Origin of the sequence: Paenibacillus barengoltzii G22, from assembly GCF_000403375.2 — a bacterium.
Taxonomy (GTDB): Bacteria; Bacillota; Bacilli; order Paenibacillales; family Paenibacillaceae; genus Fontibacillus; species Fontibacillus barengoltzii.
Window position 1 is genome coordinate 833,714 of record NZ_KE159652.1, and the last position, 24,420, is coordinate 858,133.

The window sequence follows — 24,420 nt, forward strand, 5'->3', positions numbered from 1 at the left end:
CGCAAAATAAATGTAAACGTGCAGGTTTTGCACGGATTAATCAAAAATCGGCTAAAGTTCGAGAAGAAAACTGTATTTTTGCACTAATTTCTTCATGGAGGCCCGTTGTCTCTCAAAGCTATAATGAGAAACGGAAATCATCGAAGGGAAGAGGGGTAATCGCATGAAAAAGCAGTTGACCGTGTTGTTCCAGGGGGATTCCATTACAGACGGAAATCGGGATCGCGGTACGGATTTGAACCATATTCTGGGCCACAGCTATGCCTATATTATCGCGGCGAAGCTAGGTCATGAATATGCCCATTTGCAACCGAAGTTCATAAACCGGGGCGTGAGTGGAGATCGGGTCTCCGATGTTTACGCAAGATGGAATGAGGATGCGATCAGCCTGAAGCCGGATGTGATTAGCCTGTTGATCGGCGTTAATGACGCTTGGCGGCAAATGAGCGGCGAACCTAGCGGGGCAACGGATCGGTTTGAGCGGGTGTATCGTCACTTGCTGGAGGAGACGAAGGAAGTATTGCCGAACACCAAACTGGTGTTATGCGAGCCGTTTATTTTGAATACCGGAGCTACCGCGGAAAAGTGGACCGAGTGGAAGCGCCTGATAAGCAGGTACCAGGATATCGTGCGCCAATTGGCTGAGGAGTTTGGTGCGGTGCATGTTCCGTTGCAGGACGCGTTTGATGCCGCGACGGAGAAGGCTGAGGCCGCTTATTGGATCTGGGACGGCGTCCATCCGACGGCCGCAGGCCATGATGTCATCGCCACACGGTGGCTGGAGGTCGCAGAGCGCAGCGGATTGTGGAACTAAAGTGAACATAAATAAAGGGTTTAAAGCGGATTGATTCCGTTTTAAACCCTTTTATTTTTGACGAAACATTTCCTTCAGCACACGGTACGCGCGCGCTTGCTCCTCGGCTGGCTGCTCCTGCAACAATTGCACGATCTGCCAAATCCAAGTTTGGTCCTGGAGCTCGTCGTACCCTGGATTGCGAAATAGAGCATATACGCTGATCTGCAGGGCATCGGCAATTTTATGCAGCGTTTCGAGCTGCACGTTCTGCTCCCCGCGTTCCAACCGTCCGATATAGGAGCCGTACGTTTCCGTCGACTCGGCCAGCTGTTCCTGGGTCAGCCCTTTGAGCTTGCGATAGTATCTGACGTTCTTCCCGACTTGCTTAGCTACTTCCATAGAAGCCACCTCTCGTATTAAGTTTAGTTCAAGCGGAGGGGCGAACTGCAGAGCATCTTAAGTTCAAATTTTTATCAAAAAGAATTTATAAGTTCTTTACTGCATATTATTGACAAATTTCGAGGGGAATATTAGATTGAAGATAGAAATCTGAACCATTCCTTTGTGATGGTTGATTTTATCTCATTTCGAGTGGTGAGGAGTGGTCTTGTTGAACGGATCGGGGTTGCAGATATTTCCATTTTATTCGAATTAGACATAATCCCCTAAAATCATGGATGAATAGTTTTTTTTGCAAATTAGAGGGGGATTCCATTGAAATCGCGTGCCACTATTGTTGCTGCCATAGAAGAATATATGGTGCGACAGAATCTAAATCTCACTCAATTGGCCAAGCAGTTTGAACTAAACCCGGGGACGTTAAGCTCCATATTGAACGGAAACCGTCCGCTGGCGGTAGATCAATTAGAACGGATTACTATGGTGCTGGGATATCCGAGAGGCTATTTCTATAAAACTTACATCAGCGAGTATCTGCATGAAAAGGACCCGGATTGGCGCAGAGTCAAACCATTAATCCATAACTGTGCGGAGTTAGGCCAGCTGGATCGCATTCGGGAAATCGTCGGATTATTGTTGGACAACCCGCTTTACGCTCAGCTTTTATTTGATTTAGCTGAAGAACTGTACGAGAAGGGCCAATATGAAGCCGCTGGAATCTTATACGAAAATGTAGCGATGACTGAGCGGAAACAGCACTCCGAGCGGTTAGCTCTTTGTCAATACCGCCTCTTCCTGATCGGTCAAGGGACGAATCAGGATCAAAACTACCAGGCGGCGATCCAATTCGAGCCGTATGTCGAGCGTCTGGATGAAGCCAGTCAACTCGATGCGTTAAGGGATCTGGCGAATACCTATCGTGCCCTAAACCGCTGGGATCGGGTGAAGAGCATTGTGCAACGATTGGAGCAAAAGGCCAAAGTGTACTATTTCTCGGAGCATAAGCGTAGAATCTTGCATCGGAAGACGACGCGACCTTTATTTTACTATTTGGCGTATTCCTATTTGCTGCTTGGAAATGTACATAACGTACGTGGGGAATATGACCAAGCATTGTTGGATATCCAACACTACCGAGATCTCAGTTGGGTGCAGGAGAATGATGCAGAGACGTTGCGTTGGAAGAAGTTATTTAGTGAGTGGGCCTATGCCAACACGCTTCTTACCCGGCTTTCTTCCGGGGATATTACGGTACTCGATGAGTATGTCACCTACTGCCACAGCAGAGAAGAAGACAAGATTCTCATGATCTTCAATCTGGTGAGGAACGCCAACCAATATGACTTCTCGATTGATCATATCCTTGAACAGTTTCAAGAAGATTTAGCGGCTTTAGATCATCCGCCCTTGAATACGGGAATGTATAGCCCGCAGCTTATTCTGGATCGGATATCTCAACTTTATCTCGAGTTAGCCGACTATCATCTCTGCCGAGGTAAGTACCCGGAGGGGTTTAGCTGCTTAATCAAAAGTTTGGAACAGTTTAATCAATTAAACAATTCGCATCGCGCCGTGATGGTCCGATATGTAGAGTTATTCGAGCGGTACCGAAGCTTTGCATCGCCCCAAGTTATCGATACATATGAGGATTTAATCAGCAAGCTAAAGAAGAGCATATAAATCATATGGATGAAGTCCAAGACAGAAGAGGCCATGTTTGATCCACGGTCTCTTTTTTGTTATCTAGAATTTTTTATGCAATGTTCTCTATTTTGTTAACGTTTTGCAGTAAATTCATTGGTTAAATGGAGAATTGTAAAAATTAAATAGTTATTGTGCTCATAATTCAGTATAATTCTTATGAACCCATTGAACGAACTCTTCAGAGAGGATTATCGACCTAATGAATGTAGCAGCAACTAAACCAGTTAAGACAAACCGGCGTTCGAAGCCGTCACCTCCACCTGTTCGGATCTTTTCACTCGGCGGGATCGGGGAAATCGGAAAAAATATGTATGGCATCGAGTTCAGAGACGAAATTATTTTAATTGACGCGGGGCTTAAGTTCCCGGATTCCCGTTTGACGGGCATTGATTGCATTATTCCGGACATCAGTTATCTGATTGAGAACAAGCATAAAATGAAAGGGCTTTTCCTGACTCACGGTCATGAGGATCATATCGGTGCGATCCCGTATGTGTTGCGCCAACTGCAGCTGCCGATTTACGGCGGCCCGTTAACAATTGGCTTAGTGAAGGCCAAATTGGAGGAGCATCGGTTGCTTGGGCAAGCAGAGCTGCATGTGTTCCACGAAAATGATCGGTATGCCTTTAAGCATCTGGCCGTGCATTTCTTCCGGACGACTCACAGCATTCCCGATGCCTTCGGCATTGTCGTGGATACTCCTTACGGATCTATCGTTCATACCGGTGACTTCAAATTCGACTTCACCCCGGAGGACCGTCCGGCGGATCTATTTAAGATGGCTAGCGTCGGGGGAGAAGGCGTGTTGGCATTGCTTGCTGACAGCACCAACAGTGAGAAAGAAGGCTTTACCCCTTCGGAGCGCCGGGTTGGTGACGCCATCCTGGAGTCATTCCGCGGCTGCCGGGGGCGGATCTTGTTCGCCACCTTCGCCTCGAACGTGCATCGGCTTCAACAGGTGGTAGAAGCGGCCACGATCGTCAACCGCAAAATTGCAGTTATCGGCCGCAGCATGGAGAAAGTATTCGCCATCGGTCAGGATTTGGGCTATATCCGCGTTCCGGAAGGGATGCTGATCGATGTGAAGCACATCGACCGTTACCCGGAGGAGCAGATCCTTATTGTCTGCACCGGCAGCCAAGGCGAACCTAACGCGGCGCTCAGCCGAATCGCCTCGGGTGCGCATCGGAATGTGCAGGTTTATCCGGGGGATACGGTGATTTACTCATCCTCGCCGATTCCTGGCAATGCGCAAAATATTAACCGCAGCATCGACCTGCTGCTTCGCGCAGGTGCCAACGTCATTTACGGCTCGATCTTCGATATCCATACGTCCGGGCACGGCTGTCGGGAGGACCTGAAGCTGATGCTCAGCTTTATTAGGCCTAAATATTTCATTCCGATCCACGGCGAGTACCGGATGCTGCTCAGCCATCGCGATTTGGCGCTGCAAACGGGAATTCCTGAGGATCGCATCTTCATCATGAACATCGGGGATACGTTGTCGGTGTACCGGAACCGAGCCAAACGCGGGCGCACGATTCCTTCAGGACAAGTGCTCATCAGTAACGGGGAAATGCGTCCTACCCATGAAGACACCCTGTTGCTCGAACGGATGGAGCTGGCTCAGGAAGGGATTGTCATCGTCGTCATGACAGTCGACCGTAAGACACGGCAAATTTTGGCTGGACCAGACATCGTCTCGCGCGGTTTCGTTTATATGCAAGATGCCAGACCGTTGCTGCGGCGGGCGGAGGCGCTGTTGAAGCGGAACCTGAACCGCCTTGGCGAGAAGGAGCCTTACGATCATAACGCCTGGCTGCGCGCGACGCAGCAGCAACTTCGGCGGTATTTTGCCAAAGAAGTGGGCCGGACGCCGCATATTATGCCTTCCATCTTGGAAGTCTAGCATCGACAGTGGGAGCTTCCCGATCACGGGAGGCTCTTCTCTTTGAATTGACCGCTTGTTCGGAGTTCCGTATAATGTGTAAAAATAAAAGGAGATCGCAAAGGAGGGAGATTCCATGAAAGAACCCACGATTCGTTCCGTGATCAGCGATCAGCTGGAAAGGAAGGGCTATTCCTTGCACAGCTTCTCTCGCTGTTCGGGAATTAACCGGGGAACGCTCAGCGCCATCTTGAACGGAAATCCCCCTAAACCGATCTCTATCGGTCAGTTGGACCTGATCACCCAAGCGCTGGAACAGCCGATCGGGTCGTATTATCCCTTGTATGTGGAGGAATGTATCGATTCAGACCATCCCAACCGTCGAAGGTTAAAAGCGTTTCTGCATCGCTGCGCGGAGATCGGCGAATTGGCTTGCATTGATCAAGTGTTATCTCGCTTAACCGAGGACTTATCGTATCTTCCGATGATTTTTGATCTGGGGGAGGAGCTTTACGAAGAAGGATACCGCGATGCTGCAAAGCTCTTCTACCATTCCGTCTGCGAAAACGAGAAGTACCAGCACTCAGAACGACTGGCAATCAGCCAATACCGCCTGTTCCGGATGAATCTGGGGGATGACGCGGAATCCAACCTGCGGACTGCCACCTGGTTCGAGCCCTATCGCAACCGACTTCCTGAGGATCTTCAGCTCGATGGGCTGCTGCAATTAGGGAACACCTATTACGCATTGCAAAAATGGATGTATGTCGTGAGATTTGCCGAGGAGCTGCAAACGCTGGCCCGCCGAATCTATGAAACGAGCTGGAAGGCCTCCTCTGCTCAATGGGATCGGGAGCTGCGTTGTGAGCGTCACCTGGTGGTTTACTATGGCCAAGGATATCTGCTGAAGGGCGCGGCATTGGAGCATCTGGGCAGGTATGAGGAAGCGCTGCAGTGTGTTGCTGAATACGCGGATTTAAGCTGGTTTGAGGGCTTGGACGAAACGGGCTTCAAAGAAGTGGAGAAATTTAAAGTCTGGGCCAGAGCGAACCGCTACAATCTGGAGATTTTAAATGGGAACCAAGCGATTCTTCCGGAATATATCCAGATGCTCAGAGAGCATCCGTATGAAGTGCTGCCGAGCCTGAGGATCATTGTCGAAGCCGCCAACATCAACGGTTTTCTAATTGACGACGTATTAAAAGAGTTTCCGATGAATACGGATTTATATAGCCTTTATCCCAATCACTATGTTTCCGCTATAAATAAAGACCGCTTCTTGGACCTTAACTATCAGCTGGCGATTTATCTGCTGCGCAAACAGGAGATTGAGGAAGGTTTGGAGAAGTTGATTTACGCGCTCCAATACGCGGTTTCTCTGAATAACAAGGAATTTTTCATAAAAATGGTTCCGCTATTCGAGCAACATCGAAGCTTCGCGACACAAGTGCAACTCCAGCAGTACGAATCTTTGATGAGGGAGGTGTTGAAGGTTGCGGAAGTGGGCAGTGGCGTTCGCTTTGTTGATTAGTTTAGGTTCTGGAGTATTCGGCAGCATCAGTCACAACGGCCCTATTACAGTGTACGAAAATGGAGTAGGGGGTTAATAAGACACCAGAACATAAGATGCAGCTTGGCAGGGACCAAGTCAATTCATCCGGGGGAACCCGTATCGATGGATTGGCTTTTTTTTTGATAGTTTTCCGATCCCGGACATGAGATAATGGTAATAAAATTGACTCCAAAAGAAGGTGTGGATCTGAACATGCAGCAGTTAAGTGAAACTCGCCCGAACCTGGGAAGCCCCGAAGTGGTCACCTTTGGCGAAAGCATGGCTTTATTGATCGCGGAGGGGGGCAAAGGGCTCGAATATGCAAGCGCTCTCTCGCCATCCTTTGGGGGGGCGGAGTCCAACGTAGCGATCGGATTAGCCCGACTGGGCCAAACCTCCGGATGGTGCGGCCGCTTGGGGGACGATCCGTTTGGCCGGCGTATTCTGAAGGCCATCCGCGGCGAAGGCGTTGACGTGTCCCGTGCGATGTTGACGGACGAAGCCCCGACGGGCATGATGGTACGGGAAAATGTGGCAGGCAAAAGCTCGGTCTATTACTACCGCAAGTTATCGGCGGCCAGCTTCATGCGCCCGGAGCATCTGGACGAATCGTACATTGCCGGAGCTAAGGTTCTGCATCTGACCGGCATTACGCCGGCACTTAGCGCTTCTTGCGTGGAAACGGCCCATGCGGCGATGGATATCGCCAAGCGGCATGGGGTGAAGGTGAGCTTCGATCCGAATTTGCGATTAAAGCTGTGGAGCATTGAGGACGCACGGAAGGTATTACTGCCGTTGGCGATGAAAGCGGATTATTTCCTGCCCGGGCTGGATGAGTTAAAGCTGTTGTACGAGACCGATTCGATGGATACGATGATCGGCAAGCTGCAGGAGTTGCCTGCGATCAGTATTATCAAAGGCGGGGATGATTGTACCTATGTGCTGGAGCAAGGGCAGCTGAACGCGGTGCCGTATTTTAAGGTGGAACAGGTGATTGATACGGTAGGAGCGGGCGACGGATTTTGCGCCGGATTTCTGGCTGGAGTCGTACGCGGGTACAGCATGGTAGAAGCCGTTCGTCTCGGGAATCTGGTTGGCGCTCAGGTCATTCAGGCCGTAGGCGATTGGGAAGGGTTGCCGAGCGCGGCGGAGATTGAACGTCTCTTGTCCGGCAAAGGGCATGTGGAGCGGTAGAGAGCTCATTTCTTTACTGTGAACGGTGTCGTTTGGGCCTTAATGTTAACGTGATCATTTATACGGTAATAGAAAACCGCAGGAGCTTTGTCTCCGGCGGTTTTGCTGTCATTAGGGGGCGAACCCCTCCTGACTAAGAAACACTTGATGTTTGGGAAAAACCTGCAGCAGACGCTCATGCACGATTCGGTAGGCGTCCGGTGAATACCACGATGCGAGGCCCAGCTGTTGATAGATCGAGTGAATGCCCAGCTTGGCGGTGCGGGTGCCTCCACTTCCATCTCCCATAAAATAGTCGTCCAGGCACACCCGATCGGCCCATAGACGCAGCTTGGACGGGAATTGCTCGGTGCTGGGGAGCACTGGAGCAAGGGTGGCTTGAACCGGCACTCCAGCCTCGGCCAGCTGCTGTCCGGCGCGCAGACGCGCGGCAATCGGCGGAGCATATGGCGTAAACGCCCGGCGAATGTCCTCCCGGTCCGTCTCAATCGTTAAGCTGACGCGCACCCGATGCTTGAGCTGCAGCAGCAGATCGATATCCCGAGTGACGAGGGGACTACGGGTTTGTACCAGCAGAAAGTCGGGGGGTTCGCTTACCATCACCTCGAGCAACGATCGGGTGATTTGCTCCTTCGCTTCTACAGGTTGGTAAGGATCGGTGCTGGAGGACATAAAGATCGTAACCGGCCCTTTAGCTTTGGCTTTGCGCAGTTCTTTGCGGAGAAGCTCAGCCGCGTGATGCTTGATGTCCACCCACGATCCCCATTCCCGCTTGCGAAATAAGGCCACCGGCAGCTGACGTACATAGCAATAGGAGCAACCGAAGGCACATCCGGCATAAGGGTTCAGCGAATGGGAGTAGTGGGAGAGAAATCCGGTCCCTTTGTTTAACAACGTTTTGGGCGTTGTATAGGCGGCAGCTACCCGCGGATGGTCGTTGGGATTCACCGGCTGCCTCCAACAAATGCGGCCTGTTCCAGCTCCAGCAGTCGCAGCTTCATCTCCAGACCCCCGCGGTAGCCGGTAAGCGCCCCGTTCTTGCCGATCACGCGGTGGCATGGAACTGTGATGAGCAGCGGATTTGCGCCAATCGCGGCTCCCACGGCGCGGACGGCATTCGGCTTCCCAAGCGATGCGGCAATATCGGAATAGGAGCGGGTCTGCCCGAACGGAATAGCGCATAACGCCTGCCAGACGTCCTGTTGGAACGGGGTTCCGTGCAAGTCGTAAGGGAGGGTAAAACGCTGCAGTTCGCCGCGTAAATAGGCGGCCAGTTCGTCGGCATAGGGAGCCAGTCTGCGATCATCTTGCGTAAAGAGACATCCGGGAAAACGACGGTTCGCCCAGGCGGTCAACTCCTCTAAAGAGCCGCCGGACGAGCCCACAAACGCCAGCCCTTGTTCGGTAGCAGCGAGATAAAGGCTCCATGCGGGTTCCTGAAGCCGTGACCAGTATAACGGTGAGGTTTGAACGGCTGTAACGGTTGTCATGGCGCTTACACCTCCGTTTGCATTTTGCGGTATTCATTCGGCGTAATGCCGGTCATTTTCTTGAATAGGGTGATCAAATAAGCGGAGCTGCCAATCCCGACTTCCCGGGCGATTTCAGCCACGGTCCGCGGTGATTCAGCATCAACCAAAGCGCGCTTCGCCTCATCGATTCGCCGCCGCACCAGGTATTCCGTTGGTGTCATCTGCATGACTCGTTTGAAGGTTCGTTGCAAATGATACGGGCTGCCATGGCATTCTTCAGCCAGCATTTCCAGGGTGAGCTTGTTTGGATAGTGGCGGTCGATGTAATCCGCGATCTGTTCGACCCACTCTTGATCCGGCAACCGCAGTCCCTCCGGCTTGCAGCGCTTGCAGGGGCGGAAATGGGCCGCTCGTGCTTGCTCTGCAGTCGCAAAGACGAGAACATTCTCCCGCTTAGGCGGCCTTGATTTGCAGGACGGTCGGCAGAAGATGCGAGTAGTTACCACCGCGTAGAAGAAATGGCCGTCCTGCGACGCATCATTGGCGAGAATCGCTTGCCACTGCGCCTCGTTAGCAGTTTGGTATGTCGGAGACCCGGTATGGCTGGTCATGGCTTCACCCCCAGCCTTAGTATACCTTGGTCAAGATGACGATGCCATGGGAAGCGAAAGGAAAAGCAAGATTACGAAATCCCGATTCATAGAAAAAGCCTGCCAATATGGCAGGCGAATTTTCTAGATATTACCGCGCCATCCATCCTCCATCGACGCAAAGGATGTGGCCGTTCATATAGTCTGAGGCGGCAGAGGCGAGGAAGACGGCAGGCCCTTTAAGATCCTCCGGCGTTCCCCAGCGTCCGGCTGGAATCCGATCGGTGATCGAAGCTTTCCGGTTCTCGTCGGCGCGAATTTGCGCGGTATTGTCCGTGACCATGTAGCCGGGGGCGATGCCGTTGACCTGGACCCCATAGGCAGCCCATTCGTTGGCAAATGCTTTCGTTAAGCCGGCAACCCCATGCTTGCTGGCTGTATAGCCGGGCACGTTGATCCCGCCTTGGTAGGAGAGCATCGAGCAGATGTTAATGATTTTGCCGCTGCCGCGTTCAATCATATGGCGTCCAGCGATCTGCGAGAGCAAGAACACGGTGTTCAGGTTCAGCTGGATGACGTCGATCCAATCCTGTTCACTATGATCTTTCGCTGGCGTCCGGCGGATGATCCCGGCGTTGTTTACCAGAATGTCGACCGCACCCGTTAATTTGATTGCTTCGTCAAAGGTATGCTGCAGCTTGTCATGCTCGCTGAGGTCAACCACGACTTCCGTCGCATTCCGGCCTAAGGCTGTAATTTGGCTGACCGTTTCCGCACTGCTGGTGCGCGAGACGCAAACGACGTCGGCCCCCGCTTCGGCTAGTCCGACTGCAATCCCCTGGCCTAGTCCGCCGGAAGCCCCGGTGACCAGGGCAGTTTTGCCCGTTAAGTCAAAAAGATGATGCATAAGTTTACGTTCCTCCCATCAATCCGCTTTCGTTTATTTCGTTGCGTATTCGATCGTTACGCCGGCACGTTCATACGGCAGCGCGGACTCGGCGGGCAGTCCCCGATCGGTAAGGATCCGCGAGATTTCGCTCAACGAGGCGAAGGTGCGGAGCGCCGTCTGCCCGAACTTTTGATGATTTAAGACGGCGATCGCCTCGCGAGATGTTTCGATCAACGCCCGCTTGAAGTCAATCAAATCCCCGGTGTAAATCGACAGTCCGTGTTCCGGATGAATGCCGGTAGCCGAGATAAAGGCTTTCTGGATATTCAACTGACGCACGTACGCCGCCGATTCGGGTCCGGCCAGCATGTTGCGGACGCGGTAGCCTCCGGGTACGACCAGACGAATCTGGTCTTTGGCCGCCAGCTCGCTGATGATATATACGTCGTTGGTGATGACGGTAAGCGGACGATTCTCCAGCCGCCGGGCGATTTCCAGCGTAGTGCTCCCCCCGTCCAGTGCGATGATATCGCCTTCTTGGATATGATGGAGGGCGAGGAGGGCGATGTCCTTCTTCTCATCCGCATGCTTGGTCAGCGGCTCTTTGGACGGCAGAATCCCATACTGATCGCTTTGGGCGAGCACGGCTCCGCCATGTACACGAACCAGGAGCCCTTGTTCTTCCAGCTTGGCGAGATCCTCCCGGATCGTCTTGCCGGTCACGCCCAAGCTTTCGCTTAGTTGCGCTACCGTGACTTCCTTTTGCGTCAGCAGAACCTCCATAATTTTTTCATAACGTCGAATCGGATTCATGCAAGCTTTCACTCTTTCTTATCTCAAGTCTTTCATCGGAACGGCGTCCATATCGGCATAAGCTTTGTTGTCGCCGGCCATCCCCCAAATGAACGTATAATTGCTGGTTCCTACCCCGCTGTGAATCGACCAACTTGGCGAGATGACCGCTTGCTCGTTACGCACAACGAGATGACGAGTTTCGTTCGGCTCACCCATCAGGTGGAAGACCACAGCGTCTTCTGCCAAATCAAAATACATATAAGCCTCCATCCGGCGAGGGTGAACATGGGCAGGCATCGTGTTCCACATGTTGCCGGTCTTGAGTTGGGTCATCCCCATCACGAGTTGGGAGCTTTGAATGCCGTTCTCGTGGATAAACCGGTGGATCGTGCGCTCATTGGAGTTTTCGATCGAGCCCAGCGCTCCGGATTCCGCTTCAGCCAGCGTTGTTTTTGCTGTAGGGAACTCTTTATGCGCCGGTGCCGAATTCAAATAGAACTTCGCTGGCTTCGAAGCATCCTTGCTGCGGAAAATCACTTCACGCGAGCCCTTGCCGACGTACAAGCAATCCTTGTTGTTCAGCTCGTATTCCGTTCCGTCGACAATAATCGATCCTGGTCCGCCTACATTAATGGCACCAAGCTCACGACGTTCGAGGAAGTAGGAGACGCCCAGCTCTTTGAGATCCGTCTCCAGTTTGACATCCTGCCGTACCGGATTCGCGCCTCCGATAATCAGCCGGTCTTCGTGTGTCAACACCAGCTCTAATCGATCCGGCGTAAACAAGGTGGGAATGTGGAATTCCTTGCGCAGACGGTCGGTATCAAATTGCTTGACCTCTTGGGGATGCGAAGCGTAACGACGTTCCATGTAAAATCTCTCCTTTTCACGTTCATTTTGGTGTATAATGTTCATATAGGTTCAGATTAATCCATTTAGGTTCATTTGGCAAGAGGTCGCACCCTATTGCACCATTTCGAATGAAGATGCGAATTTCAGATGTTTACCGTAGGAAATCGTGGATTCATCGGCTTTAGCCACGATGGAAACCATGGTAGGATGTGGGGGAAGGGGTACGTTTGATGAATCTGTATCAAGCTCGAATGAAGACAATCGTTCGAAAAGTCGCAACGACCGCTTGGCGGCAACCACTTCGGGAAAGCGGGCTGTGGTTTCATGGTGATATCCGGGACAACTATTATTACGCCTCCTATTTATTTGCCGCTGCCGTAGATCCGGACGAAACGCTGCCATTTGATCGGACGGAAGGTAAGCGGCTCGCTGAGCGGGTGTTGCTGCGCGTGCTTCAACTCCAGGATCAGGCGGCGTCCAGCCCGACGTACGGACACTGGCCGCTGGGACTGGATCCAACACCGGAGCAGGCTAAGCCGCATGTACTCCCGGTCGAGCTCATGGGCAGTTTGATGGTGTATTTCATGCACCGCTATGGGGTAGAGCTAAGCCCGGAATTGGCAGCCCGCTTCGAGGACGCGCTGTCGCATGTCTATCGAAGCGACTTCTATCGCAAGCCTTTGCGGGAATATAACCATCATGAGGCGAAGTACACGGCTGCGAAGCTGATCTTGGGGCAGTGTTATGGAGATGCGGCGTTGTTTGCCGACGGAAAGGAATGTTTACGGCAAACGTTGGCTCGTTTGCGCCTTGACGGGATGGCGGAATACGGCGCGTTGCCGTGGTTTTGGCACTGGATTCAGGCGTACACCTGCGCTTGGGTGCTGATGGAGGATGCGGAGGTAAAGGCCGAGCTGGCTGAGATGTTAGACCATCTATGGACGATTCGGGCTACTTATTATTTCATGGGAGCATGGGTTGGCGCCCATGCCCGTGGTTGGCCGCATGATGCACCGCGGGACGCCAACGTGCTGCACGACTATGTGCAGTTCGGCGATTTCGAGCTGCCGGAAGCGATGCCGCGCACCGAGTATGCCGGGCTTCTATTCTATGAGGCTCCTGCATCAGCTCGCGTGCGAGCGTTGGCGCGTGACAAGCCTGCCGAAACCATGGCAGCCTTCCTCAAGGAGATCGGCGGCGTTAAGCAGCGGCTCCATTCTTATGCCTACCTGACCGATCACTTCGCGGTAGGCGGACTGTGGGAGAGAGTCGAAGAATTCGACAATGAGCAGCTGAGATGGCTGTACAGCTTGCCGGTCCGCGGCGAGAAGGGCAATCAGCTGTACTTTTTCCATCCCGGCAAAGGATATGATCCCAGCGGTAACGACCCGCGCCATCAGAGCGAATGGACGGAAGTCCTGTATCATCATAATGTCGTAATGGCAGTCTACTCGCTGCCAGAGAAGGTACCCGGGCAGGTTAATGGCGTGCTTCCGGAAGGAGAATGGCGATTTACCGCGAATGGTATATTCGGAAAGGTTGAAGAGACGTTTTTTGCTGTATATGTGTCGGGAGATTATCAGGTGAGAGAGCGGAGCGGCTATCTCCAGGTCGAGGTGGAAGGCTGCTGCGTGGGCATTGTGGTGGAGGCGATAGGCCTTCCGGAAGCAGGCGAGCGGGGAATTAAGAGCCTGGATGATTTCATATTAACGATGAAGTCCCATGCCCCACGCTTTACAGCAGATGTTCGCACGGGCAGGATAGATGCCTCCTATACCACCTATGCCGAAGGAATCCAGCTTACGTTAAGCGTCAAAGGTCCCGGGCTTCCAGGGGATCGGTGGATAAACGGCGAGCGTGTGAATTTGGAGTCGTATTCTTATTCGATGTAAGGTATAAAGATCAATGTTGATGGGAAAGAGGGTTAAGGAATGAAGAAGCTGCAGCTTGTGCAAAAAATCGTACAGGAAGGCGTTGTCGCCGTCCTTCGCGGAGAAACCCCGGAGGAAGTCGTGCAAATGGCCGAGCAGGCCATTGCCGGCGGCATTAAAGTCATCGAAGTGACGATGACGGTTCCGTTTGCTTTGCGGGCGATTGAGGAATTGGCGCGAAAATACAGCTGGGACACCCAGGACGAATCACGATACGCGATTATCGGCGTAGGTACGGTGCTGGATCCTGAAACGGCGCGGGCTGCGATCTTAAGCGGCGCTCAGTTCGTTGTCGGGCCATCTTTGAACCGTGACACGGTGACGCTGTGTAACCGGTACCGCATCCCGGTGATGCCTGGATGTATGACGATCAAGGAAATCCAGGAGGCATTGGAGCTGGGGGCGGACATCGTGAAGCTGTTCCCGGGCAACTTGTACGATCCGTCTATGATCAAGGCGATCAAAGGACCGTTGCCGCAGGCGAATATTATGCCAACCGGCGGGGTTTCGCTGGCGAACCTCGGCGAATGGATCCAAGCGGGTGCGGTCGCTGTGGGAATCGGCTCGGATTTGACGAACGAAGCGGTGAAGCGGGGAGATTTCTCCTTGATTGCCCAGAAAGCCGCTGCCTATAAAGCGGAGTACCTGAAGGCCAAAGATTTATCATAATTTCGAATCATCACCTTCATCCATCATAAAAAATGTTGTCGAGGAGGGATTCACTTGGATCTTGGATTGAGAGGAAAACGGGCCATTATTACCGGCGGCAGCAAAGGGATTGGGCTGGCAACCGCCATCACGTTGGCTGCGGAAGGTGCCCAGGTCGCTATCGTGGCGCGGAACGCAGGGCCGTTGCAGGAAGCGGCTAAGGCGATCCGTGAGAAGACGGGGACGGAGCCGCTTGTCCTTGTCGCTGACGCCACTTCGGGTGATGATGCCCGCCGGGTCGTCGAGCAGGCAGCCCAGCATTTTGGCGGACTTGATATTCTCGTCAACAATGCAGGTACCTCAGCGGCGGCTCCGTTTGAGAAGGTGGAGGCCGAAGCTTGGGGGGCGGATTTGGATCTGAAGCTGCTGGGCGCGGTGAATTTCGCCCGGGCCGCACTGCCCCATCTGCGTAAAGCAGGGGGCGGGGCGATTTTGAACGTCACGGCGATTGGCGGTAAAACTCCGGGCGCTTCCTCGTTGCCAACATCGGTCAGCCGAGCTGCTGGTCTGGCCTTAACGAAGGCGATGAGCAAGGATTTGGCAGCTGACAAGATCCGCGTGAACGCGGTATGCATTGGGCTTGTCCGCAGCGATCAGATCGAACGGAAATGGCGTCAAGCTGCACCGGAGCTGACCTGGGAGCAGTTTGCAACCGATCCGCGCCATGGCATCCCGCTGGGCCGAATTGGCCAAGCGGAGGAGGCGGCGAAGGTCATCACCTTCCTGGTGTCCGAAGCGGCATCCTATGTGACGGGTACCGCCGTGAACATCGACGGCGGCACGTCGGCAGTGTTGTAATTCGCGGCGAGGTGGAACCCGCCGGATGAAAAAAGGCGGATCGCCGGGGTATCGGCGGTCAGCCTTTTTTTAAGATATCAGAAAGTACAAACTCCGGGGATTGGCATCCTGATATCGCAAGAAAAACATCCGCTAAACGCGGTCTGTCGACTTAGAATGTACGTCGATTGATTTTTTTCTTACAGGCAAGATGCTGCGATTTTTGTGAAACAACCTTATCACACGAATTCGCTTCATCACCTCCGTTCCGACAGCACTTCCCATCGAGCCGAGCAGCACGCTGGCAGTTGCCACTTTGATCAGGTAGTACAGCCCCGTTCCGGTGATCAAATCCAGGATAATGAAATTCCGAATCGTTGATGCCCGAATCGACACAAAAATAAATGGACGTTGTTTCCGCTCCACCATCGTTCTCCCCATTCCTCTCCATCCTTGCTGTTCAACTATATGGGGGGCAGAGTTTGGACTATTCGTAAAAAAAGAACCCCCGAACTTGTATGAAGTCGGGGGTTCTTCGCTATTCGTCGAGATGATACGGCTTCAGATTCAGAGGCAACGCTGCCGGCGGAGTGCAGGTGCTTTGCATTTGATAGAAGGTGCCCGTATCGGAAGCATCATGGAAGCCCCACATGGCCTCCAGCACATGATAGGCAAGCTCGCCGGTGGCGCGGTGCGGCCGCCCGTGCAGTAAAGCGCTGGCCATATCCGCTGGGCCGATGCCGCGGCTGTTCTCGGCGTAGCCCGGGAGTAAAGGCACTTCGGTCCAGGCTTCTTCGCCGATCCTGCGGAACTTCACCGGGCCGCCAAAAGTGTTAGGATCCGGCACAAGTAGGGTGCCTTCTGTCCCGTGAATTTCGATTGGCGGAAGTGTACTGCCGCCAAAGATGTCAAAGCTGGTCGTGAGCGTAGCGATCGCGCCTTGCGCAAACTCCAGCGTGCCGGTGACATGGGTCGGGACTTCGACCGGGATCTTTTGCCCATACTTTTTCTCGCTGGTGATGGTACGCTGTTCCAGCGCTTTGCCGGTCATGCCGGCGATCCGCTTAATCGGCCCCAGCAGTTGAATAAGTGCGGTCAAATAGTAGGGGCCCATATCAAACATCGGGCCGCCGCCTTTGGCATAATAAAATTCCGGATCCGGATGCCAGAACTCATGGCCGCGGCTCATCATAAATGCCGCCGCTGAGACCGGCCGGCCAATCGCCCCGTCCTGGATGAGCTTCAGGGCTGTTTGGATGCCGGCGCCAAAGAACGTTTCCGGCGCGCTGCCGACCATCAGTCCGCGTTCGCGGGCCGCGGCGAGAACGGCCAAGCCTTCCTCGCGGGTGACAGCCAGCGGCTTCTCCACGTATACATGTTTGCCGGCTTCCAGCACCTTTAGGCAAACCTCGGCATGGGCTGCCGGAATCGTTAAGTTAATGACGATCTGGATGTCAGGATCCTGCAGCAGCTCGTCAACTGTGCAAGCACGGGGGACGTTATATTGCTTGGCTTGCTCCTGCGCCCGGTTCAAGTCGAGGTCGGCGCAGGCGACGAGATCAAGCGCTTCGAACTTAGCACAATTCTCCATGTAGATGCCGCTGATTTTGCCGCAGCCGATAATTCCTACTTTGATTTTGTCCATTATTGGCTGTCCCCCATGCCCGTGTAATTGCTGTCAATCCGTGCATTCTCGCCAAGAGACTCGACCGCAAGGCGTTTGCCTTCTGCCGCCCAAAGCATCCCGCGGGTCATCATTTCCTTCACTGGAGGCAGGTCGACGATGTCGGCGTGATGTCCCAGCGAGTTATAGTACACGCGTCCAACTCCCCAGCGCTTGGTCCAGACCACCGGCATATCCACCGGCTTGTTCAGGCGATGAGGTCCGTCAACGACCGGGAAACGCGTCGTGGCCAGCACTTCAACGGCAGGATCGACATGCAGGTAATATTGCTCCGTTTTCACATAAAAGTCTTCGATTCCCTCCACCAGCGGGCTGGAATTGGCGATAATCTCCACCTTGTACTCGACGCCGTCATTCCCCGGGTGGGCAACCCATTGTCCGCCGGTCATAAATTGCCAGTCGACATTGTTCCGGAACGAATCACACATTCCGCCATGGCAGCCAGCCAATCCGGTTCCGGCTTGTACCGCTGCGGATACGTTATTGACGAACTTTTGTTCAATTGTTCCCATCGTCCACACCGGGACAATCAGATCAAGACCGAGGAGCTTCTCCGCATCGGCAAAAGCCTCCAGTGTATCGGAGACCTCCACCTCAAAGGCGTGCTCCCGCAAAGCGCCGGCAAAGATGCTGGCAACCTGCTCCGGCTCATGTCCGTCCCAGCCGCCCCAGACGATTAATGCTTTTTTCATTTCTCTATTCCTTCTCTCCTGATTAGTTGTTGGTTCAAAGCTAACGGACACCAATGGCGTTATCAACTTACACATGCACCGCCGCGATTTCTAACGGACCGAGGAGATCTTATTTCGAAAAAAAACAGCCCCATGTTCGCCGCAATCGTCCGATAAGGTCACTGGAGTCCGTTACAGTGGGAAATCGCCGGGAAATCGGCAAATAAGGTCCCTGTGGTCCGTTAAAGTAACGTGTCGATCACATTTCAGAAATTGCGACCCAGCGCCGATCTTCAATCGAGCGTTCTACCGCTTCCAGCACAGCCTGGCATTGCACGCCTTCACGGAAGCTTGGCACCGGCTGACGTCCTTCCCGAATGGCCGAAGTCAGCTCCAGCACCTCGTGCGTAAACGTATGTTCGAACCCGATCGTGTGCCCTGGCGGCCACCAAGCTTCGGCATAAGCGTGAACCGGATCGGTAGCGAGCACGCGCCGGAAGCCTTGGACATCCGCATCGTCGGAGGTGAAGTATACCTCAAGCTCATTCATCCGCTCGAAGTCGAATTTTACGCTGCCCAAGCTGCCGTTGATTTCAAATGCATTCGTCGAACGATGACCCGCGGCAAACCGCGTGGCCTCAAAGCTGCCCAATGCACCGTTGGTGAAGCGGGCTAGGAACAGCGTAGCGTCATCGACCGTGACCGGTCCCTTCGGCGCATCGGCGCTGCTCTTGGCGCTAAGGCCGGTCATATTCTCCGCGAGCGGCCGTTCCTTAATAAATGTCTCGCTCATGCCAATCACTTCCTGGATGTCCCCAACCAGATAGTGAGCCAGATCGATCAGATGCGCCCCTAAATCGCCATGGGACCCTGATCCGGCAATATCCTTCTGCAGCCGCCAAACCAGCGGGAAGGACGGATCCATAACCCAATCCTGCAGGAACCAGGCCCGGAAATGGTAGATCCGGCCGAGTCGGCCGCTCTGTACCAGCTCCTTCGCTAACCGGACGGCCGGCGAGAAACGGTAGTTGAAGCCGACCATATGAGCGACGCCTGCGGCTTCAGCCGCAGCCAGCATCTCCCGGGCATCCTGCAATGTAAGCGCTAACGGTTTCTCGCAAAAAATATGCTTACCTGCCTTCGCTGCCGCCAACGCGATTTCCTTATGGGCGTCGCTGGGGGCATTGATGTCGATCAGGTCGATATCGTCTCTGGCGACTAGCTCTCGCCAATCCGTCGTCGTTTCGCGCCATCCCAGCTGATTTGCTGCCTCTTGCACCGCTTTTTCGTTCCGGCCGCATAATACAGCCATCTCCGGCTTTAAGGCGTCAGGGAAAAACATCGGCAGCGCCCGGTAGGCGTTGCTGTGGGCTTTGCCCATAAACTTATAACCGATCATTCCAACTCGCAGCGGGTTCATCGAATTCCTCCGTTTCGCGGGTATAGTCAAAGTTTTTAAAATTTAACTTTTTCAAACCCATTATAATTAGATTTCCTTGCAATCTCTCGCCAGTTTATGCGTATATCTGGACAAAATATGCGTTTTCCCATTCCCCGCATTGCCGTTCGACTATCGAGAGGGACGCAGGCTGGATGGGACATAGCCCCGCAGCTCCTTAAACACGCGGTTAAACGTGCGAATGCTGCTGAAGCCGCACTCAAGGGCGATTTCCATAATGCTGAGATCGCTGGTCAACAGCTGATGCTCCGCGCTGAGGACGCGAACTGTGTTAAGGTAAGTTTTGAAATTCATGCCGATGGCAGCTTTGAAGGAACGGCTGAAATGGGAGGGCTCCATGGAAAAACGCTTCGCCATCACCTCCACATTTAATTCCTCCCGGTAATGGTCCTCGATATAGGACAAAATTTGCTGCATCCGCGCCCGGCGGGACTCATACTTCTCCTTCGTGGTGCGGTCCATCGGCAGCGTGTCCAACGTCCTTTGCAGGCTGCCGCACAGCTTTAAGATTCCAGCTTTCAGCAGCAGGGGGTAGCCGGGTTTCTTTTCGGCTTTTTCCTGGATCAGCTCGTCCAAGATCGTTTCTACGGTTTCAAGCCCTGGAGTACCTGCCGGAATATAAGGGGAGGTGAAGCGGAAGTCGGACGGCCAGCTTTTGGTCATCGTAATCCACTCCGGTTTACAGATCAGAATAATGATTTCCGACTCCAACTCCCGGCTGTCAAAATAGTGGATATCGTTGCTGCCGCAGATGACCATGTCGCCTTGCCGAAGCAAGCGGATCTCTTCATTCACCCCAATCCGAATGGCGCCGGAGCGGACATAAATAAACTCGATTTCAGCATGGAAATGGGGATAAAACGTAATATTCTTGCTTTGGTAAATGTCCATCGGAAGCTCGGGATCCAATTTCCAATTTTGATAGAACGATTTCACTTAGATCCCTCCGTGTCATTAAAATTACCTTCCCTCCTAAATGTACTGCATGATGGCGGAAGATTCCTCTTTTTTTCTTAGAAGAATAGATGGAGGAGCTTGGACATAGGATGAAATTGGAACAATTCAAAAAATGGAAATGATGGTGGCAATATGAAGCATCGATGGGTCAAAATATTTCAAATTGCCGTAACTTACATCGGTACGGTGGTTGGCGCCGGTTTTGCTTCGGGACAATCGATTATGCAATTTTTTACCCTATATGGTTCGGTTGGCGCTGCCGGGATTATTGTTTCGACGCTGCTGTTCATGTGGTTAGGGACAAAAATGATGATCTATGCCCATCGAATCCAGGCATTTTCGTACCAAGAGTTTAATGATCATTTGTTTGGCTCCTTGTTCGGCAAGGTTGCTAACTTCCTGACCCTGCTGATCTTGCTGGGGGTTACCGCCGTCATGTTGTCCGGCACCGGTTCAATCTTTGCTGAGCAGCTTCAGCTGCCTTATCAGCTTGGAATCATCGTGAGTATCGTCCTGAGCTATCTGGTGATGACACGGGGGATGAACGGTATCGTCGTGGTGAATGCGCTGGTCGTGCCGATGATTCTTCTATTTACGAGCTTAATCGCGTTTCGCGCAATTGAACCGGAAGGACTGTTTGGGATCACAGGCTTCCAGCTACAACAACTGGAAAGCTATAAGTGGGTGCTGAGTCCATTTGTGTATGCTGCGCTTAACTTTGCTTTTATCCAGGCTGTGTTGATTCCGCTGGGGAGCGAGATTCAAGAGGAGAGTACCTTAAAATGGGGCGGCTTCTGGGGCGGTATCGGGCTTGGCTCTATGCTGCTGATCTACCATATCGCATTGAATTCCCGTATGCCAGAAATGCTTGGCTACGACATTCCGATGGCCGAAATCGTCCAGGACCTCGGCCCGTTTCTGCATGTGCTGTTTCTGTTAGTGCTCTATGGCGAAATATTTACGACCCTGATCGGCAATGTCTTTGGCGTCACAAGACAGCTGCATAGCCTCTATAAGGTGCCTGAAAACATGACCATGGTGATGATCCTGCTTGCTTGCTTTGTGATCAGCCAGGCTGGTTTTACTTCTTTATTGACCTACCTGTATCCCATGTTTGGGTATATCGGGATGCTGCTGCTTTTTTTATTGGCGTTCCGACGGTTACCTCTCCGTTAACTTCCTCACGGAACCGATTTCCCGGCTCGTTTATACTTAGGAAAATCGACTATTTCCCGAGCAATAAAGCTGGTATTTAGCGATTCGCAACCTGTAGTTGACAGATTGCCAACTTCGCTTGGTCGATCGGTGACGGAGGAGCAGCTATGATGGAGGCGGGGTGATGAAGAATATGGATTTTGCAGATAAGCTGCAGAACTATCGGAGACAAAAAGGAATGTCCCAGGAAAAACTGGCGGAAGCGATCGGCGTATCACGCCAAGCGGTTTCGAAGTGGGAGTCGGGTCAGTCATACCCGGAAACGGATAAACTGATCGCATTATGCGAATTGTTTGAGGTTAGCATGGATCATTTGGTCCGGGGAGTGCCAACGGAAAAAAGGGAGCTTCCTCCGGAATCAAATGGATCGGCGATGTTCCGCTATCGATATCACTATGAATATAAAAGTGAAAGAACCTGGTTTGGCTTACCGCTTCTGCACATCAATGTGGGGCGCGGGATGTACGTCGCCAAAGGGATCATCGCGATCGGCAATATTTCCATCGGCGCTGTCTCCCTGGGGCTCATTGCGCTTGGCGGTTTAAGTCTGGGTGTGTTGGCGGCGGGGGTGATAAGTCTGGCTGCGATTGCCTTAGCCTTGATTCTAGCGTTGGGCGGCTTTGCGGCCGGTTTCATCGCAGCTGGAGGGGCCGCTGTTGGTGTGTTGGCTTTTGGCGGATTCGCCGTGGGCGTGTATTCCTTTGGCGGCCTAGCGATCGCATCGAGGATAGCCGTCGGAGGTTATGCCAGCGGGCACATTGCCATTGGGGATGCCGTCAGCGGAACGTATTCTCTGGCGATCCCAGACGGCGACTTTACCGGTGTTCCTGCTGAACAGGTGAGGGTTTTGATCAACCAGGAATATCCAAAGTTGTGGAAACCGCTGACAGAATGGATCGTTTCATTATTCCATTGATAGGATAAGTAGATGAGCCGGACATTTCCCTGGATATTAGGGAAGGTCCGGCTCGATTGATGTTTACCTTAGCCTTCAATAGGGACTAAGATATCCCAGTCTTTAAACACGGGCTGCAGCCCGTTTTGATAGAGCATTTCCCGAATCTCAGCCACGCTGCGCTCATCGGAAATTTCAAATTGCGGGGTGCCGCCCCCTTGGGAGTGGCCCCCAACGGCCGTGGATACACCAGCTGACATCTTGGTCACCCCAAGGCGAACCAGTCTGTCACGTAACCGGGCAGGCTCCCGGCTGGATAAGGTGATCCCGGCCCGCGGTAGAAAGAGACGGTAGGCGAGCATCACCTGTACCAAAGCCCGATCGGTCACCTGGGCATCCGGTTCGTAATCTCCGAGAAAAGGGCGGAAGCGCGGAATCGATAAGCTGATCTCACAACCTGGATACTTGGTTTGCAAATAATCCGCGTGCATGGCGGCAAAGAAGGCTTCCTGTCTCCAATCGTACAAGCCAAGTAATGCCCCGATATTCACGGCCCGGTAACCTGCAGCACATCCGCGTTCCGGGGCATCCAGCCGATTTCGATAATTGCGCTTGGGGCCTTTGATATGGAGTTTGGCATACGTTTCCCGGTGGTAGACCTCTTGGAATACCGTCAGGCTGTCTACGCCTGCCGCAGCTAGCTCCTGATATTCGGAGACAGACAGCGGGTTCACCTCAATGCCGATGGATGAAAAATAATTGCGCAGCACCTTCACGCAGTCTCTTAAGTATTCGACCGGGGAATCTTTGCGGGATTCACCGGTTAACAGCAGGATATGACGGATCCCGGTTGCCGCAATCGCTTCAGCTTCCCGTTCGACCTCTTGCATGTCTAATTTTTTTCGCGGAAAATCATAGATCGAACTAAAGCTGCAATACTCACAGTGGTTCACACAATAATCGGACACATACATCGGGGTAAACAATTGGATTACGTTCCCGAACTGGCTTTGGGTGATCTGCTGTGCCCGTTGGGCCATCTCCTCCAAATGTCGATCAGCCGCTGGTGACAGCAAGGCTAACAGATCCTCCGCATCAAGCTTAGGCCTGCTAAGCGCCCGCCTTACATCTGCATCGCTGTAACCTTGAAGCCGCTGTGGAAAGGGGAAGCCTTCCCAGGATTGGATTTTGTCATAGAAGCTCATCCCTTAGGCCTCCACTTCATCCAGAAATCCGGTTAGCGGGGAAGAGGCTACCGCGTTTTGCTCCACCGGTCCCAGCCCGGCCAGATGGGCTAATCTGCCGGCTATAACGGCTGCGCGGAACGCTTCAGCCATGCCCAGCGGATCGCGGGCGGTTGCAATCGCCGTATTTAAGAGGACAGCCGCTGCGCCCATTTCCATCGCTTCCGCTGCCTCTGACGGCTTGCCGATCCCGGCGTCTACGATCACCGGCAGGCCTGATTCCTCGATCAGGATCTGAATCAATTCCTTCGTCCGCAGGCCGCGGTTGCTGCCAATCGGTGAACCGAGCGGCATGACGGCAGCGGCTCCAGCATCCCTTAACCGGAGCGCGGCCGATAGATCCGGGCTCATATAAGGAAGGACTACGAAGCCTTCTGCGGCCAGTACCTCGGTTGCTTTAATGGTTTCCACGTTGTCTGGCAGCAGATAACGTTGATCCTGAATGACCTCCAGTTTAATCCAATTGCCCATATCCGCCGCTCTGGCCAGCCTTGCGATGCGGATTGCTTCTTCTGCGTTGCGGGCACCGGAAGTGTTCGGCAGCAGCGTCATATGTGGAGGAATATGATGCAGCAGATTTTCCTCCTCCCAATCGGGATTCACTCTTCTTAAAGCGACCGTGATGACTTCTGCTCCTGAACGTTCGATCACTTCGGGAATTAAGGTGTTGCGGTTATATTTGCCAGTACCGATAAAGAGACGGCTGGACAACGCCTTGCCGCCTATATGGAATAAGTCCTGCATAGGA

General features: G+C 53.1%; 24 protein-coding genes. 10 read left to right on the forward strand and 14 right to left on the reverse strand.

The features are described 5' to 3' along the window. The first annotated feature begins 163 nt into the window (after positions 1-163). On the forward strand, positions 164-814 hold the full coding sequence (locus tag C812_RS03880; RefSeq protein ID WP_016311380.1) for an SGNH/GDSL hydrolase family protein: 651 nt from the start codon (positions 164-166) through the stop codon (positions 812-814). Between the two features lie 51 nt (positions 815-865). Here the strand turns inward: C812_RS03880 and C812_RS03885 are convergent, their stop codons facing one another. Beyond that, entirely contained in the window at positions 866-1,195 is a 330-nt protein-coding gene (locus C812_RS03885) for a helix-turn-helix domain-containing protein (RefSeq protein ID WP_016311381.1), read from the reverse strand. A 315-nt stretch (positions 1,196-1,510) separates the two neighbouring features. Here C812_RS03885 and C812_RS03890 point away from each other — a divergent pair, with 315 nt between their 5' ends. From C812_RS03890 to C812_RS03905, 4 genes are all read left to right on the forward strand, one after another. Beyond that, positions 1,511-2,875, forward strand: a complete 1,365-nt coding sequence (locus C812_RS03890; protein ID WP_016311382.1) for a helix-turn-helix domain-containing protein — start codon at positions 1,511-1,513, stop codon at positions 2,873-2,875. Positions 2,876-3,098: 223 nt separating this feature from the next. Continuing rightward, positions 3,099-4,808: a ribonuclease J1 gene (rnjA, locus tag C812_RS03895; protein ID WP_016311383.1), complete on the forward strand. Its 1,710-nt coding sequence runs from the start codon at positions 3,099-3,101 to the stop codon at positions 4,806-4,808. Positions 4,809-4,923: 115 nt separating this feature from the next. Then, positions 4,924-6,318: a helix-turn-helix domain-containing protein gene (locus tag C812_RS03900; protein ID WP_016311384.1), complete on the forward strand. Its 1,395-nt coding sequence runs from the start codon at positions 4,924-4,926 to the stop codon at positions 6,316-6,318. Positions 6,319-6,552: 234 nt separating this feature from the next. After that, complete coding sequence (locus C812_RS03905; RefSeq protein ID WP_036624304.1) at positions 6,553-7,533, forward strand: sugar kinase; 981 nt, start codon at positions 6,553-6,555, stop codon at positions 7,531-7,533. Positions 7,534-7,644: 111 nt separating this feature from the next. On the opposite strand, the gene C812_RS03910 is transcribed toward C812_RS03905, so the two are convergent. From C812_RS03910 to kduI, 6 genes are all read right to left on the reverse strand, one after another. Further along, positions 7,645-8,481, reverse strand: coding sequence for an SPL family radical SAM protein (locus C812_RS03910; RefSeq protein ID WP_016311386.1), 837 nt, complete (start codon positions 8,479-8,481; stop codon positions 7,645-7,647). Next, complete coding sequence (locus C812_RS03915) at positions 8,478-9,023, reverse strand: methylated-DNA--[protein]-cysteine S-methyltransferase (RefSeq protein ID WP_016311387.1); 546 nt, start codon at positions 9,021-9,023, stop codon at positions 8,478-8,480. The genes C812_RS03910 and C812_RS03915 overlap by 4 nt, the downstream gene beginning before the upstream one ends. Positions 9,024-9,028: 5 nt before the next feature. Beyond that, positions 9,029-9,616 carry a bifunctional transcriptional activator/DNA repair enzyme AdaA gene (locus C812_RS03920; RefSeq protein ID WP_016311388.1) on the reverse strand — a complete coding sequence of 196 codons (588 nt, stop codon included), beginning with the start codon at positions 9,614-9,616 and terminating at the stop codon, positions 9,029-9,031. A 130-nt stretch (positions 9,617-9,746) separates the two neighbouring features. Beyond that, positions 9,747-10,502 carry a 2-dehydro-3-deoxy-D-gluconate 5-dehydrogenase KduD gene (gene kduD / locus C812_RS03925; RefSeq protein ID WP_016311389.1) on the reverse strand — a complete coding sequence of 252 codons (756 nt, stop codon included), beginning with the start codon at positions 10,500-10,502 and terminating at the stop codon, positions 9,747-9,749. Between the two features lie 33 nt (positions 10,503-10,535). Next, positions 10,536-11,297 carry a DeoR/GlpR family DNA-binding transcription regulator gene (locus C812_RS03930; protein WP_016311390.1) on the reverse strand — a complete coding sequence of 254 codons (762 nt, stop codon included), beginning with the start codon at positions 11,295-11,297 and terminating at the stop codon, positions 10,536-10,538. Between the two features lie 18 nt (positions 11,298-11,315). Next, complete coding sequence (kduI, locus tag C812_RS03935; RefSeq protein WP_016311391.1) at positions 11,316-12,149, reverse strand: 5-dehydro-4-deoxy-D-glucuronate isomerase; 834 nt, start codon at positions 12,147-12,149, stop codon at positions 11,316-11,318. Between the two features lie 233 nt (positions 12,150-12,382). Here kduI and C812_RS03940 point away from each other — a divergent pair, with 233 nt between their 5' ends. Genes C812_RS03940 through C812_RS03950 form a run of 3 tightly spaced genes read left to right on the forward strand, consistent with a single transcriptional unit; the run spans position 12,383 to position 15,568 of the window. After that, positions 12,383-14,023: a hypothetical protein gene (locus tag C812_RS03940; protein WP_244268271.1), complete on the forward strand. Its 1,641-nt coding sequence runs from the start codon at positions 12,383-12,385 to the stop codon at positions 14,021-14,023. 39 nt (positions 14,024-14,062) lie between these two features. Next, positions 14,063-14,731 (forward strand): bifunctional 2-keto-4-hydroxyglutarate aldolase/2-keto-3-deoxy-6-phosphogluconate aldolase, encoded by a 669-nt coding sequence (locus tag C812_RS03945; RefSeq protein ID WP_016311393.1) that lies wholly within the window; start codon positions 14,063-14,065, stop codon positions 14,729-14,731. Positions 14,732-14,785: 54 nt separating this feature from the next. Continuing rightward, the gene (locus tag C812_RS03950; protein WP_016311394.1) at positions 14,786-15,568 is read left to right on the forward strand and encodes an SDR family NAD(P)-dependent oxidoreductase; all 783 of its coding nucleotides are present in this window, start codon (positions 14,786-14,788) and stop codon (positions 15,566-15,568) included. 132 nt (positions 15,569-15,700) lie between these two features. Here the strand turns inward: C812_RS03950 and C812_RS22760 are convergent, their stop codons facing one another. The 5 genes from C812_RS22760 to C812_RS03975 form a co-directional block, all read right to left on the reverse strand. Beyond that, positions 15,701-15,988, reverse strand: coding sequence for a hypothetical protein (locus C812_RS22760; protein WP_016311395.1), 288 nt, complete (start codon positions 15,986-15,988; stop codon positions 15,701-15,703). A 97-nt stretch (positions 15,989-16,085) separates the two neighbouring features. After that, positions 16,086-17,192 carry a Gfo/Idh/MocA family protein gene (locus C812_RS03960; RefSeq protein WP_016311396.1) on the reverse strand — a complete coding sequence of 369 codons (1,107 nt, stop codon included), beginning with the start codon at positions 17,190-17,192 and terminating at the stop codon, positions 16,086-16,088. Beyond that, entirely contained in the window at positions 17,192-17,923 is a 732-nt protein-coding gene (locus tag C812_RS03965; RefSeq protein WP_016311397.1) for a ThuA domain-containing protein, read from the reverse strand. The genes C812_RS03960 and C812_RS03965 overlap by 1 nt, the downstream gene beginning before the upstream one ends. A 238-nt stretch (positions 17,924-18,161) precedes the next feature. Beyond that, positions 18,162-19,322 (reverse strand): Gfo/Idh/MocA family protein, encoded by a 1,161-nt coding sequence (locus C812_RS03970; RefSeq protein WP_016311398.1) that lies wholly within the window; start codon positions 19,320-19,322, stop codon positions 18,162-18,164. A gap of 150 nt (positions 19,323-19,472) precedes the next feature. After that, a complete protein-coding gene (locus C812_RS03975) occupies positions 19,473-20,297 on the reverse strand; it encodes an AraC family transcriptional regulator (RefSeq protein WP_016311400.1) in 825 nt (274 codons plus the stop codon). Positions 20,298-20,450: 153 nt separating this feature from the next. Here C812_RS03975 and C812_RS03980 point away from each other — a divergent pair, with 153 nt between their 5' ends. After that, positions 20,451-21,494 (forward strand): YkvI family membrane protein, encoded by a 1,044-nt coding sequence (locus C812_RS03980; protein ID WP_016311401.1) that lies wholly within the window; start codon positions 20,451-20,453, stop codon positions 21,492-21,494. A gap of 163 nt (positions 21,495-21,657) precedes the next feature. Beyond that, entirely contained in the window at positions 21,658-22,449 is a 792-nt protein-coding gene (locus tag C812_RS03985; protein ID WP_016311402.1) for a helix-turn-helix domain-containing protein, read from the forward strand. A 68-nt stretch (positions 22,450-22,517) separates the two neighbouring features. Here C812_RS03985 and thiH read toward each other — a convergent pair whose 3' ends face one another. Continuing rightward, complete coding sequence (gene thiH, locus C812_RS03990) at positions 22,518-23,633, reverse strand: 2-iminoacetate synthase ThiH (protein ID WP_016311403.1); 1,116 nt, start codon at positions 23,631-23,633, stop codon at positions 22,518-22,520. Between the two features lie 3 nt (positions 23,634-23,636). After that, complete coding sequence (locus C812_RS03995; protein WP_016311404.1) at positions 23,637-24,416, reverse strand: thiazole synthase; 780 nt, start codon at positions 24,414-24,416, stop codon at positions 23,637-23,639. Positions 24,417-24,420 lie beyond the last annotated feature (4 nt).